Below are 13002 nucleotides of genomic sequence, written 5' to 3'. Positions count from 1 at the left end.
CTAAACAGATGAAAAAACTAAATGCCCTAATATTGATATTGTCCCTTACAACTTTTATCAATAACACTTTTGCCCAAGTCAATACTCCTTACATACACCATAAAGAGTTTCAGGTAGCTGACAGCAATAAGCTATTTCTTCGTTTCGAAAATCTAAACTTTGTAAAAAACAACGAATACAGTGGTGAATTTTCGAAAGGTGCTACCTGGATTGGATATGTTGCATCACCCAAGCTAGTTTATTATCCAAGTTCTAATTTTAGAATTGAAGCTGGTGTTCGTCTCCAAAAATATTCAGGCAGAGAAGATTTTACTGAAACAGAACCTATATTTTCAGCTATCTATAAACCTTCGGATAAAATTGAGTTTATTATGGGTAGTTTAAATCAGAACAACAACCATAATCTTTCCGAACCAATGTTCGAACCAGAAAGATACTTTATGGAAACTGCCGAAAATGGATTTCAATTCTTATACAATGCTCCCAAATTACAGTTTCAAACATGGATTAACTGGGAAAAGTTTATTTTAGAAAATGATCCTTTTCAGGAAAGATTTACATTTGGTTTATCAGGAAACTGGCAATTAAACCAATCTTCAAAAACCAAATTATCTATGCCTTTGGAAGTAATTTTTGCTCATCGTGGTGGTGAAATAGATAGTTCGGAAGGATCGGTTCAAACCATAGGCAATTATGGTTCGGGACTTGTGTTGGAGAAAAACATATCAAATTCAAAAATCACCTCATGGTATGTAAAAGCAATGGGCTACTTCTTTTCAGATAACTCTTCAGAAAAAGACTACCTATTTGATAAGGGACATGCTTTTTATCCACAAGTGGGAATTACAACAAAAAAATCTAAACTAAACTTAGGTTATTGGAACGCTTATCATTTTGCATCTTCACGTGGATCGAAACTGTTCCAATCTGTTGCAATTGATTCTCCTGAATATTTTGAAGCCAGAAGAGAATTGGCAACTCTTAATTATTACTACGAGCATAAAATTGCCAGTGGCATTCACTTTGGTGGCAAATTAGATGTTTATTATGACCTTAAGAATTCCGCCGAGAACTTTGCAGCCGCCATTTACTTAAGAATAAATGGTGACTTTTTCCTTAAGAAACTAAAATGGAATAAATAATATACTACTTCATTCTATATCTGAAAGGTTTATTTTTCCAGATTTCACCAGCATAATCGATATTAATACGAGGATGACACATAAAACCACACTTGTACCCGTCATCTTCAATCCATAACCTTTCAGATAAAGTTAAATCCTCACCATAAAAGCTTTTATCCAAATTTAAAGTTCGCCCTACTCTGCCAGGTCCATTTATATTCTCTACTCCCCGAATTAAAATGGCTTGAGGTTTATTTATTGTTCCTGTTACAATATTTAGCAACCAATACATTCCATAAATCAAGTAAACATATACCAAACCACCTTCAGCATACATTACTTCGGTACGGGCCGTTCGTCCCTTTGCCGCATGACATGCTAAATCTTCTTCACCGATATACATTTCAATCTCGGTAATTCTGAATTTTTCGATCTTTCCATCGGGTTTTCTGTGCACAATCAACTTCCCTATCAACTCTTCTGCAACTAATTTTATATCACGTGTAAAAAATTCTTTTCCTAATTTTTCTATCATCAGAATCAATTTCGAAATTAAACGTTCACAAAATAACAATTTCACATCTTACCAACTGCATATCAAAGAATCAGAAATCATTTTGACGTAAAAAAAAGCGATAAATTTACAGGTGAAGCAAAAATTATTTCATACTTTTGCAGTGAAATTGTGACGATGGGCTTTCTTGAGAACGAATCCCTCCCCAACATGTTGATTTGACTACCCTTAGCAAGTACCAAATTCAATACTGGGTAATATATCAATTTTGATTTTTTGATACGCTTAATCACTCCACATCATCCCGATTATCCACAACTGGTTAAGTATCCATCAATTAATCAAGAAAAAAATTGGTGTATTTGGGAGATTCTTGTACTTTTGCAAGCCAAATTGGAATAATTGTATTAAAGTATTAATTATTAAAAGTTTTAGAAGTGGATACATTAAGTTACAAAACTGTTTCTGCTAACGAAGCAACTGCTAACAAAGAGTGGGTTGTTATCGATGCAGAAAATGAAGTGTTAGGTAGACTTGCTTCGAAAGTAGCTAAACTACTTAGAGGTAAATACAAGCCTAACTACACTCCTCATGTTGATTGTGGAGACAACGTGGTTATTATTAATGCTGAAAAGGTTCGTTTGACTGGAAACAAAATGACTGACCGTCAGTATTTCTCTTACACTGGACACCCAGGTGGACAAAGAATTAAATCTCCAGCTGATCTTATGGAGAAGCACCCAGAGAGATTGATTGAAAAAGCTGTAAAAGGTATGCTTCCTAAAAACCGTTTAGGTAGAAAGCTTTACACTAACCTTCACGTTTACGTAGGTGGTGAGCACAAGCACGAAGCACAACAGCCAAAGAAATTAGATTTAAACACTATTAAATAAGAGGTATGGAAGTAATTAATGCTATCGGACGTAGAAAAGCAGCAGTTGCTCGTGTATACGTTAGCGAAGGTAAGGGTCAGATTACCATCAACAAAAAAGAGCTTAAAGAGTACTTTACTACCGGAACTCTACAATACATCGTTACTCAGCCATTAAACCTTCTTGAGGTTGCTGATAAGTATGACATCAAAGTAAACCTTGATGGTGGTGGTGTAAAAGGTCAAGCAGAAGCACTTCGCTTGGCTATCGCTAGAGCTCTAGTAAAAATTGATGCTGAATCAAAATCTGCTCTTAGAACTGCAGGTTTCATGACTCGTGATCCTCGTGAAGTTGAACGTAAGAAACCAGGTCAACCTAAAGCACGTAAAAGATTTCAATTTAGTAAACGTTAATGTTTTTGTGGCAGGTTTAGTATCTAAATTGTTAAGACTTCTTATTAAGAACTACTTGACAATTGCCATAAAATGAATGTAAACGATTAAAAAAACAAAAAAATGTCAAATACTACATTTGAAGAATTGTTAGAAGCCGGATGTCACTTCGGTCACTTAACAAGAAAATGGAATCCTAAAATGGCTCCTTATATTTTCATGGAGCGTAATGGAATCCACATTATAGACCTACACAAAACAGCGGTTAAAGTTGATGATGCTGCAGCAGCATTAAGACAAATTGCTAAATCAGGTAGAAAAATTCTTTTTGTTGCAACGAAAAAGCAAGCTAAAGCTATCGTTTCAGAAAAAGTAAGTGCTGTAAACATGCCATATGTAACTGAGCGTTGGCCAGGTGGTATGTTAACTAACTTCCCTACCATCAGAAAGGCAGTTAAGAAAATGACTTCTATTGATAAAATGGAATCTGATGGAACTTTTAACCACCTTTCTAAAAGAGAAAAACTACAAATCTCTCGTCAGAGAGCTAAGCTTGAAAAGAACTTAGGTTCTATTGCTGATCTGACCAGATTACCAGCAGCTTTGTTTGTAGTTGATGTAATGAAAGAATACATCGCAGTTAAAGAAGCTAACCGTTTGGGTATTCCAGTATTTGCTATGGTAGATACTAACTCAAGCCCAGAAGGTGTTGATTTCGTAATTCCAGCGAATGATGATGCTTCTAACTCAATTTCTATTATCCTTGATAAAGTTACCGGAGCTATTAAAGACGGTTTAGCTGAAAGAAAAGTAGAAAAAGAAAAAGAATCTGCAGATAAGAAATCAGCTAAAGCTAAAAAAGCGACTAAAGCAGAAGCTCCAGCTGCACCAGAAGCCCCAGCTACTGAAGCAGGAAAGAATGATAAGGAGTAATTTATTCACACAAAAAAATTCGATATATCATGTCTATTAAAGCAGCAGACGTAGCCAAATTGCGTAAAGCAACTGGCGCAGGAATGATGGATTGTAAAAAAGCTCTTACTGAAGCAGAAGGAGATTTTGACGCAGCAGTAGAAATCATTCGTAAAAAAGGTATGGCAATTGCTAACAAACGTGCCGACAGAGAAGCAACTGAAGGTGTTGTATTAGCAAAAGTTTCAGAAGACAAGAAAACAGGTGCATTGATTACTTTGAACTGCGAAACTGACTTCGTAGCAAAGAATGAAAACTTTGTAGCTTTCGCTACTCAGATCCTTGATCTTGCTTTAGCAAACAAGCCAGCTGATTTGGAAGCTTTGAAAGCTTTGGAAATGGATGGTAGAACAGTTGAAGCGCATGTTACTGAGCAAACTGGTGTAATCGGCGAAAAAATCGATTTGAGTACATACGAAACAATCGAAGCTGAATCAGCAGTTGCATATATCCACGCAGGTAACAAATTGGCGACTTTGATTGGATTCAACAAAGAAGTTGAAGAACAAATGGGTAAAGACGTTGCTATGCAAGCAGCAGCTATGGCTCCTATCGCTATTAACGAAGATGCAGTTCCTGCTGACGTTGTAGCTAAAGAGTTGGAGATTGGTAAAGAAAAAGCTCGTCTTGAAGGTAAGCCAGAGCAGATCCTTGATAAAATTGCTCAAGGTCGTTTAGGTAAATTCTTCAAAGAGGTTACTTTATTGAACCAAGACTTCGTAAAAGATGGTAAGAAATCAGTTAAGCAATATCTTGCAGAAGCTGACAAAGACCTTACTGTTACTGCAATGAAGCGTTTTACTTTGAATGCTTAATACAATTATTATTACATATAAAAAGAGTTCCTTTTCGGAACTCTTTTTTTGTATACTATTAAAAGATATTAGCAAAAAGCTTTTAGCTGACATCTTTTAAATATCTAATTTATTTATCTTTAGAATCACAACAAACCGCTTGAAGTAAATTACTTAAAGACGGTAGCTAAAAAATAAACCTCAAGCTTTTAGCTTTATGCTTTTAGCTTACAGCTGATAAAATTATGGCAAAATACAAACGAGTACTTTTAAAGCTAAGTGGCGAATCATTAATGGGTGAACAACAATATGGTATCGATTCGCAACGTTTGAACGATTATGCAGAACAAATTAAGGAAATCACCGAACTTGGCGTTCAAGTAGGAATTGTTATTGGCGGTGGAAATATTTTCCGTGGTTTAAGCGGCGCGGCCAAAGGTTTCGATCGTGTTAAAGGAGACCAAATGGGTATGATGGCAACCGTAATTAATAGTTTAGCCCTAAACTCTGCCCTGGATGCAATCGGATGTAAATCAAGAGTACTTACAGCCATTAGAATGGAGCCAATTGGAGAGTTTTATTCGAAGCAAAAAGCCGTTGATTACCTAAACAATGGCTATGTTACCATCTTCTCTGCAGGAACAGGTAACCCTTACTTTACTACCGATACCGGATCTTCATTAAGAGGTATCGAAATTGAAGCTGATGCAATGCTAAAAGGTACTCGCGTTGACGGTATTTACACAGCAGATCCTGAAAAAGATCCATCAGCAACTAAGTTTGAAAATATTACTTTCGACGAAATTTACAATCGAAATCTTCGTATTATGGACCTTACAGCTACAACCATGTGCAAAGAAAACGATTTGAACATTGTAGTGTTCGATATGGACACCAAAGGAAACTTGAAAAAAGTTATTGAAGGAGAGAACATTGGAACTGTAGTACACAACTAAAAGTTTCTTGTTATTAGCCTTTAACTGTTAGCTTTAAGAAAAAATGTTATCTTTATTAGTGATATTTGAAGGAGGACTTTTAAGATTGCTCCATTAGATAAGCATTCTTAATACTAGAAAGACAAGAAGCTAAAAGACAATAGCCAACAGCTAGAAGCTAAATTTTATTATTTTTGTAAACACATACATTGATCAATAATTACAATTAAAATCTTTCTCCTATGACCGAAGAAGTTCAAATGTATCTGGATGATGCAAAGGAAAAGATGGAATCTGCAGTAGACCATCTTGAAAAAGAATTACTTAAAATACGTGCTGGAAAAGCTAGTCCTAGCATGTTAAATGGTGTTATGGTTGATTACTATGGAAGCATGACTCCTTTAGCTCAAGTTGCTAATGTGAGTGTTCCTGATCCTAGAACAATTGCTGTTCAACCTTGGGAAAAAAGCATGATTTCTCCTATCGAAAAAGCAATTCTAAATGCAAATTTAGGTTTCAACCCTGATAACAACGGTGAAATTATCCGTATTAATATTCCTGCTTTAACCGAGGAACGTCGTGGTGACTTGGTAAAACAATCGAAAGCAGAGTGTGAAAATGCTAAAGTAAGTATTCGTAACGCTCGCCGTGATACCAACGTAGAGTTGAAAAAATTAATTAAAGAAGGATTATCAGAAGATCTTGAAAAAGATGCTGAAGCAGAAGTGCAAAACATGACCGATAATTTCGGTAAAAAGATTGACGCTATGCTTGCAGAAAAAGAGAAAGATATAATGACCATATAATAAAAAAAAAGCTGCCAAATGGCAGCTTTTTTTTTGCTTTTAATTCTTCCCAAAAGAAAACCTTACTCGAGCTACAAAAGCCCTTGGTCGTAGATTAAATTCACTATAAACCGAGCTTAAATCTGAATTAAAGCTGGAATAAACATTCTTACTATTAAAAATGTTTTTACACTCCAATAAGTAAGAAAAACGGCTTCCTTTGGGCGTAAAAGAATAAATTAGGTCTGTAAATAATGATTCCTGTGTTTTATTTTCTGATTGACTAAAAATGGTATACTCCGGTCGAAGCTCAAGCCATTGTTTAGAATTAAAATAGTAGCAAATGCGAGCAGTATGCACTTGTTCTGTTGATTTGGTTTTATTTCCATTACTCTCCTGTCTACCCCATAATATAGAATATCCATAATCCAGAGCCAAGAAATTCCACTTGTCAAAATTCAGCTTAAAATGATTCTTGTAGCTATTCAACTTAAATTCTTTAAGATCGCCATTTAATAGGTAATCCGATTTTTGATTGGTAAAATCAGATTTCAAAGCCAAATTTAAATGTAAATTGGACAGATACAGCGAAAAATCACCTGTGAGTTGGTTAATGTCAACATCATTTTCTTTTTCTATTAGACTATATTGAAATACGCCTGGCGATAAAATAGATTTATCGAGTATGAAGTCCTTTTCTTTTATTCGCTTATTGTAACCAAACCGCATAAACAAGCCATTAATCGCATCTCTATATCCAATATTAAGCCTGAACGATCTACTTTTACTTTCATCGATTTGAGCTACTCTACTGCGCATACTTCTATGATCGTATACAATATTGCCTTGCAGCATTGAATTGGGATTTCCCATTGATTTTACTTCACTTAGCGTAAGCCTTGCATCAAAAGCAGAGTTCCATTCATACTTTAAATAAAATCGAGGGTTAAAGAGGACTTTATCCTGTCGGATTTGAGAAGAGTATTTGTGATCATTATACTTGAAAAAATAGTAATTCAAAGGCAAATCAAAAGATAGTTTTAAATCGCTGGTTTCGTACTTTAAACAAGGATTAAACACATAATCCGTTTTATTCCAAGTGATATCATTAGATAGGACATCGAAGTCTAAAATCTCCTCGGATGAATACATAGAAGACTCTAATTCCTGACTTTCGTAATTAAATCCAACCAAAGATTCTAAAATAAATGCATGCCATTTTTTGGTAAATTTAAAATGGTTTTTACTCACAAAACTTCTATTCTTCAAATTTTGTTTGTTTACAGATATGTCTTCTCCATACTCTAAAATATTATTGAAAACATTTGGCGTAAAAGTCAAATCCTCGTCGCTTTCGTTTAAATCTACCGATGAATAAAAACTAGCAAATCCCTTAAAAAAAGGCAGAGTACAATCTAAAATATTATACAAGCTACGGTGAGGAGTTCGCGCATTTATTTGTTGAGTTGTACCTTCCTGAATAATTGCTTTGGATTTGTCCCAAAACTGAATGTAACCAATTTTATTGTTGAGGTAAACCGATGAAAGGTTCTTTCTTAAATTTAAATCGGTAAAAAAGGATCGGTTCTTAAATCGATTTTCATAAAGCTCGTTTGTTTTATACAAACCCTCATCCAAATAGTAAGATGTTTCACTATTCTTTAACTCATCGATATTATCCGATAGGTAAGCCGAATTAATTTTCAACTCCGTTTTATCATTTAATTTACGAAGCCCATTAATGGTTACCAAGTTGGCATCATTGTCTAAGTATCGGCTTTTCTTAATATTAGGATAATGAAGCGACGGCAAGCCTAAAAAGCTAAAATGCATTTTCTCTTCACCTTCCAGTTTGCCATTTTTATACCTCAAACCAGACATCTGATCGGATAAATCGGAACCAATATTGTTAGATTGATAGGAACCAATAAACTGATATTTTTTGGTAAACATCATTGGGGTTAGATTTACATATCTTCCCCAAGGCTTGTAGGCAGCACCAAGTTCACCACGCCCAGTAAAAGCAACTGATTTTTTTAGTTTAATATTTAGCGAGGTTTGATCAGAGGCAATTCTATTTTCGAATATTTTTTTACTTTGATGATTGTGCATTACATCCACCGAAGCCACTGCCTTATGAGGTAAATTTTTATTGGCCAAAGCATACCTTTCCTCTAACAAGTCTGATCCCTCTATATAATACTTTTCTATTTCACGTCCATGATACAACACCTTACCATTATCCATTAACTCAAAACCAGGCATTCGATTAATGACTTCAGCAATCGAAAAATCTCTTTTTTGAGCAAAAGCAGCAGTAATATAGGTTACCGTATCGCCTTTACCAATAATTGGTGTCGACTTTACCTTCACCTCCTTTAGCATTTTAATACTTTCCTTTAGGCTAATATTATATTCATGCTTTACACCACTTAAAATAATACAAGTATCACGATACATTAAAGAACGCAAGCGAAGTGCCTTCCCTTCAATATCATCATCGTAGTTTAATTGGTAAAACCCTTCAGCATTGCTTATTGAATAAGCCAGGAACTTTTTGGTATTTGCATCGGCATGCAAACTAACTACAATGCCCTCTACCGACTCTTTCTTATCGGTTAATAAATAACCTTGAATGGTGCTTTGAGAAAAAAGGAACAGTGTGAAAAGATTTAAAAAAAGCGTTAAAAATACTTTTTGCATCTTAATATCTCTCAATATAATTGTTCCTGCTGCGGATATTTCTTAACACTTTCGACTCTTGTTCTGGGCTCTTGTATTGAATTGGAGAAGCACTACCACCATATTTTCGATACATATCAGCAATATGTGCTTTCATGGCCTTGGCAAACTTAGGAGCAGTTGTTTCCTGAATATTATTCTCAGCAACAAATAACATATCCTTTGATGTATCACAATTTTTAACTTTATACATCTGGAAAATATGTTGATTTTTCATGTCGGAAATACGAACAATCAATCCTGGCAGACCATGAAACTTATATGGACCATCACTAACCGGAATTTCCATTGTGTACCATGCAATATAATCTCTACCAGCAAAATTACATGTAGCCATCTGGCACGAATAACCCGAAATAGTAGTATCCTTTTGGGTTTCTATTTTCCAATTAATATTAATTTCTTCATCAACCATTAAGGTTTTCTTAGAACCTAAATCACCAACAAATCTTACATTCTTTTTTTGTGGGTAATTTTTATAAATATTGTAGGTGCAAAATTTATGAATTCTTAAAGCTTGTAATTGGGGCCATATTTTAAGGAAACCTGCATTTGGATCCATATCCTTAACCGTAAATAGTAAGGAATCGGTGTATAATTTGTTTACTGCTGTAAATTTAGATTTATTCTCCCCTACTTGTAAAACCATTTCCTGGTACTTTTCACTAGTGTGATCAGTAGAATCCTGCTGAAATGTATAATCATAGTAAAACTCCTTAACTGCAGCATCTATTTTTACAAATTCTTGAGAGTAGCAACAAGTTGACATCAAAATCGTTGCAAATAAAAAACAATATTTTATCATGAATTTTCATTTAAATGTGGGAGACTTAAAAGTCTCCCACTAGTACTTTACTATTATTAACAAACTACATCTGCTACTTCCATTGCTTCCTTTACAATTTCTGCTGTAGTTTCACCACACGCTACTGTATTTGTACCTGTTCCATTACCACAATCAATTGACACAGTAATACAATGAGTTTCAGCATTAGCTGAATAAGTAGAACCCATAAGAGATACAAAACAAATTGCGATTAATAAAGATTTAATCTTCATAATAATTGATTTTTATTGGCATAAGATACCTTCTTTACGCAGTTGCCAATTGCATAATTCACCCCGTTTAGGTAGCTTTGCACTTGCAGCGTAGCTTAGCTACCAGGCCGCTTTGATATGAGGATGGCTATAAGTTATTTAAAAACTCAAAGCGGCTTTTTTCTTTCTCAAGACTTTTATGAAAAAACATCTTGACCTTTGTAAAAGAATATCAAGACCTTTTTGTAAAAAGGTCTAGACTTTATTTTTTTAGGTCTAGACTTTTTTAAATAAAGTCTAGACTATTTTCAAAAAATACTTGATCTTATTTATTCGCTTGCCACTTCGCTTTCGTGAATAGTGGCAATTTTCTCGAATTTAGCACTTGCCAATTCATCTTTAAACAATATTCCTGGGCGGAATCTTACTTTTACACCATCAATATGGCTGGCATTAAGTTCTTCTTCCTTTTCTACGCCTTCGCTCTTGGCAATTAATCCCATATTACCAAACTCACCCAGATCTACTGTATAACCATCGAGCAAGGTTTTGGGAACAATCTGAAGGAAGCCTTCAATTACAGACATGATGTCCATTTGATTTAAACTGGAACGATCAGCAATCTCTTCAGCAATAAAACGAATGTTTCTTTTGCCTTTAGCATTAATTGAAGCATAATACTTAGCTGGAGCTTGTCGGTCTCTTGGGTTTTTACGACCTACTGGTTTAAAATTAATACTCATTCCTTTGGGGTTTTAGGGTTAATATTGAATTGAGTTATAATTTGTTTTTGATAAACAACAATCAAACTTAGTCGTTTTTTTTATTAACACAAAATTTTTATTGCGACATTTCACAAATACGTAATTTCAATTAATAATCACGTTATTTAAGTTTCTTATCAGGTATTTTTGCACTTTAATCACACCTATCAAGTGATCGTCCGATATAATTAATGCTCTATTTTATTTTACTTATTTTTCAAACATTCTCACCTTACTTTTCCCATGCCTAATAAATAGGCAGAAGAAAAAATCATATCTTATTAAAAAAACAAAACCCATGAAAAACAAATTCTCATGGGTTAACATTTTATCTTATAAAGATGTTATAATATACTACTGTAATTTAAATTTAAGCTTGAATTCGAGTTTCTGCCCTATCCAAGCCTGATTAGTCAATCTTGGTAAGGATTTTAAAATACGTGTAGTCTCTTTTTCCAGGCTCTTTATGCCTGCCTGACTATTATCCTGATTTCCTCCAGAATTTTTATAGGCTGTAATTACAACCTCATCAATTTTAACCACATTACCCTGACTTTTCCGAGCAATTTTAACATCTTTTACTTGTCCATTTTTATCAATAGTAACATGGGCAATTACATCGGCTTGTGTATAATTCTCTTGAGCTTTTACAGGATACTTTACGTTTCTGGCAATATTCTTCTGCAAATCCAACATATTAGCGATTGTCTGTTCCGCTTTCTTTTCCACCTTTACATCTTCGGACTGCTTAGGATTGGTAAATGCCAAGAGGCTAAAAGTCAATATAGGCAATAAGAGTAATCCTTTTAATCTATGTATCGTTCTATTTTTATTTGATTTGTTCATCATGATTATCCTTTTTTTAGTAAGACTTTGATTGTAATTATTAACCAAATGGTTTTGTCCTTGCCCACGTACAAGATTGAGTAAGGAGTATTGATAATCTTTCGGATCCGATAAATTCTTTAGCATGATGTTGTCAACACAAAATTCATGATTATTGGCAATTAAATTTCGTAACCACCATGCAAAAGGATTCCACCATTGAAAGATTAGCATACATTCAACTAAAGTAAGATCGATAGAATGCCATCCGGCGCAATGTGCTTTTTCATGCTCCAAAATAAGTCTACTCTCTTTGCTTTTTTCCAATTCTTTAGGAATAAAAATCGTTCTGAAAAAGGAAAATGGCCCAAGCTTTGAGTCTGGCAGAACTGCTAACGAAAATCCTTTATAGGATTTACATTCTGCACTCTTTTTTAAACTTAAAATAGATGCATAGCCGTAAAAAAGTCTGATTAAGAATACAACACTAATCAGCCCATACAGCACAATGCCCAAAAACTCTATCGAAAAAGAAAAATGATTCGTTGCCTGAACTATATCCGTATTCGTTTGACCTACCGATACAAAAGTATGTAAGGGTACAGTGACACCCATATCAGTAAACAACATCCTTTTCATCCAAACAGGCATGGTAATCAATGGCACTATCCATGGTAATAAAAGGCTACCAACCAGCCATAACCTGTTACGCTTAAAAAAGCTATCATTCGATAATACGAGCACATACAAAAGAACTGATACTGCCAGTACAATTCCTCCTTTAATTTGATATTCCCAAAACATTTCGATCATAGCTTACTCCTTTTCTTCTTTTTTTTCAATCAGATCAATGAGTTCCTTAAGATCATCAACATTTAGTTTTTCTTCCTTCACAAAAAATGAAACCACACTTTTATAGGAAGATTCAAAATAATCCGATACTACATTTTTAATGAATAGCTTCCGATACTCCTCTCTTGTTATTACCGGATAATATTCATGTGTATTACCATAGGAATTGTGAGATACAAAGCCTTTTTCCTCTAATCCGCGAATAATTGTACTAAAAGTATTGTAGTGTGGTTTAGGTTCCGAATGCTGTTTTAGCAAGTCTTTCACAAAACCTTTACCTGCATTCCACAATATCTTCATTACATCTTCTTCCCGTTTCGTTAATCGTTTTGTATGCATTTAAATTACCTTTTTTATATACCATGAATAATGTTGACAATTCAAATGTAACTA

At 34.4% G+C, this 13002-nt stretch carries 14 protein-coding genes; 7 read left to right on the top strand and 7 right to left on the bottom strand.

What is annotated here, in order from left to right:
* The first annotated feature begins 8 nt into the window (after positions 1-8).
* The gene (locus M0051_RS12735; protein WP_306741901.1) at positions 9-1142 is read left to right on the top strand and encodes a hypothetical protein; all 1134 of its coding nucleotides are present in this window, start codon (positions 9-11) and stop codon (positions 1140-1142) included.
* Positions 1143-1146: 4 nt separating this feature from the next.
* Here M0051_RS12735 and M0051_RS12730 read toward each other — a convergent pair whose 3' ends face one another.
* Positions 1147-1659 (bottom strand): DNA-3-methyladenine glycosylase, encoded by a 513-nt coding sequence (locus M0051_RS12730; RefSeq protein WP_306741900.1) that lies wholly within the window; start codon positions 1657-1659, stop codon positions 1147-1149.
* A 416-nt stretch (positions 1660-2075) separates the two neighbouring features.
* Here M0051_RS12730 and rplM point away from each other — a divergent pair, with 416 nt between their 5' ends.
* The 6 genes from rplM (at position 2076) to frr (ending at position 6409) form a co-directional block, all read left to right on the top strand.
* Positions 2076-2531 carry a 50S ribosomal protein L13 gene (gene rplM / locus M0051_RS12725; protein ID WP_306741899.1) on the top strand — a complete coding sequence of 152 codons (456 nt, stop codon included), beginning with the start codon at positions 2076-2078 and terminating at the stop codon, positions 2529-2531.
* Between the two features lie 5 nt (positions 2532-2536).
* Positions 2537-2923 (top strand): 30S ribosomal protein S9, encoded by a 387-nt coding sequence (rpsI, locus tag M0051_RS12720; protein WP_054715526.1) that lies wholly within the window; start codon positions 2537-2539, stop codon positions 2921-2923.
* 102 nt (positions 2924-3025) lie between these two features.
* On the top strand, positions 3026-3835 hold the full coding sequence (rpsB, locus tag M0051_RS12715; protein WP_306741898.1) for a 30S ribosomal protein S2: 810 nt from the start codon (positions 3026-3028) through the stop codon (positions 3833-3835).
* 29 nt (positions 3836-3864) lie between these two features.
* On the top strand, positions 3865-4689 hold the full coding sequence (gene tsf, locus M0051_RS12710) for a translation elongation factor Ts (protein ID WP_306741897.1): 825 nt from the start codon (positions 3865-3867) through the stop codon (positions 4687-4689).
* 224 nt (positions 4690-4913) lie between these two features.
* Entirely contained in the window at positions 4914-5624 is a 711-nt protein-coding gene (gene pyrH, locus M0051_RS12705; protein WP_306741896.1) for a UMP kinase, read from the top strand.
* Positions 5625-5845: 221 nt separating this feature from the next.
* On the top strand, positions 5846-6409 hold the full coding sequence (gene frr, locus M0051_RS12700; protein ID WP_306741895.1) for a ribosome recycling factor: 564 nt from the start codon (positions 5846-5848) through the stop codon (positions 6407-6409).
* 39 nt (positions 6410-6448) lie between these two features.
* Here frr and M0051_RS12695 read toward each other — a convergent pair whose 3' ends face one another.
* From M0051_RS12695 to M0051_RS12670, 6 genes are all read right to left on the bottom strand, one after another.
* Positions 6449-9091 carry a hypothetical protein gene (locus M0051_RS12695; RefSeq protein WP_306741894.1) on the bottom strand — a complete coding sequence of 881 codons (2643 nt, stop codon included), beginning with the start codon at positions 9089-9091 and terminating at the stop codon, positions 6449-6451.
* Position 9092: 1 nt separating this feature from the next.
* Entirely contained in the window at positions 9093-9935 is an 843-nt protein-coding gene (locus M0051_RS12690) for a GLPGLI family protein (protein WP_306741893.1), read from the bottom strand.
* Positions 9936-9991: 56 nt separating this feature from the next.
* Positions 9992-10189 carry a hypothetical protein gene (locus M0051_RS12685; protein WP_306741892.1) on the bottom strand — a complete coding sequence of 66 codons (198 nt, stop codon included), beginning with the start codon at positions 10187-10189 and terminating at the stop codon, positions 9992-9994.
* Positions 10190-10497: 308 nt separating this feature from the next.
* A complete protein-coding gene (locus M0051_RS12680) occupies positions 10498-10911 on the bottom strand; it encodes a hypothetical protein (RefSeq protein WP_306741891.1) in 414 nt (137 codons plus the stop codon).
* Between the two features lie 375 nt (positions 10912-11286).
* A complete protein-coding gene (locus tag M0051_RS12675; RefSeq protein WP_306741890.1) occupies positions 11287-12570 on the bottom strand; it encodes a M56 family metallopeptidase in 1284 nt (427 codons plus the stop codon).
* A gap of 3 nt (positions 12571-12573) precedes the next feature.
* On the bottom strand, positions 12574-12948 hold the full coding sequence (locus M0051_RS12670; protein WP_268191876.1) for a BlaI/MecI/CopY family transcriptional regulator: 375 nt from the start codon (positions 12946-12948) through the stop codon (positions 12574-12576).
* Between the last annotated feature and the right edge of the window lie 54 nt (positions 12949-13002).

Origin of the sequence: Marinifilum sp. D714 (assembly GCF_030851345.1) — a bacterium.
GTDB lineage: Bacteria > Bacteroidota > Bacteroidia > Bacteroidales > Marinifilaceae > Marinifilum.
The sequence above is the reverse complement of the archived record's forward strand: the minus strand, read 5'-3'. Positions and strand labels throughout refer to the sequence as shown.

Coding starts and splice junctions, on each gene's coding strand:
- M0051_RS12735 (WP_306741901.1), top strand. CDS start 9: ATGAAAAAACTAAATGCCCTAATATTGATATTGTCCCTTACAACTTTT.
- M0051_RS12730 (WP_306741900.1), bottom strand. CDS start 1,659: ATGATAGAAAAATTAGGAAAAGAATTTTTTACACGTGATATAAAATTA.
- rpsI (WP_054715526.1), top strand. CDS start 2,537: ATGGAAGTAATTAATGCTATCGGACGTAGAAAAGCAGCAGTTGCTCGT.
- rpsB (WP_306741898.1), top strand. CDS start 3,026: ATGTCAAATACTACATTTGAAGAATTGTTAGAAGCCGGATGTCACTTC.
- tsf (WP_306741897.1), top strand. CDS start 3,865: ATGTCTATTAAAGCAGCAGACGTAGCCAAATTGCGTAAAGCAACTGGC.
- pyrH (WP_306741896.1), top strand. CDS start 4,914: ATGGCAAAATACAAACGAGTACTTTTAAAGCTAAGTGGCGAATCATTA.
- frr (WP_306741895.1), top strand. CDS start 5,846: ATGACCGAAGAAGTTCAAATGTATCTGGATGATGCAAAGGAAAAGATG.
- M0051_RS12695 (WP_306741894.1), bottom strand. CDS start 9,091: ATGCAAAAAGTATTTTTAACGCTTTTTTTAAATCTTTTCACACTGTTC.
- M0051_RS12690 (WP_306741893.1), bottom strand. CDS start 9,935: ATGATAAAATATTGTTTTTTATTTGCAACGATTTTGATGTCAACTTGT.
- M0051_RS12685 (WP_306741892.1), bottom strand. CDS start 10,189: ATGAAGATTAAATCTTTATTAATCGCAATTTGTTTTGTATCTCTTATG.
- M0051_RS12680 (WP_306741891.1), bottom strand. CDS start 10,911: ATGAGTATTAATTTTAAACCAGTAGGTCGTAAAAACCCAAGAGACCGA.
- M0051_RS12675 (WP_306741890.1), bottom strand. CDS start 12,570: ATGATCGAAATGTTTTGGGAATATCAAATTAAAGGAGGAATTGTACTG.
- M0051_RS12670 (WP_268191876.1), bottom strand. CDS start 12,948: ATGCATACAAAACGATTAACGAAACGGGAAGAAGATGTAATGAAGATA.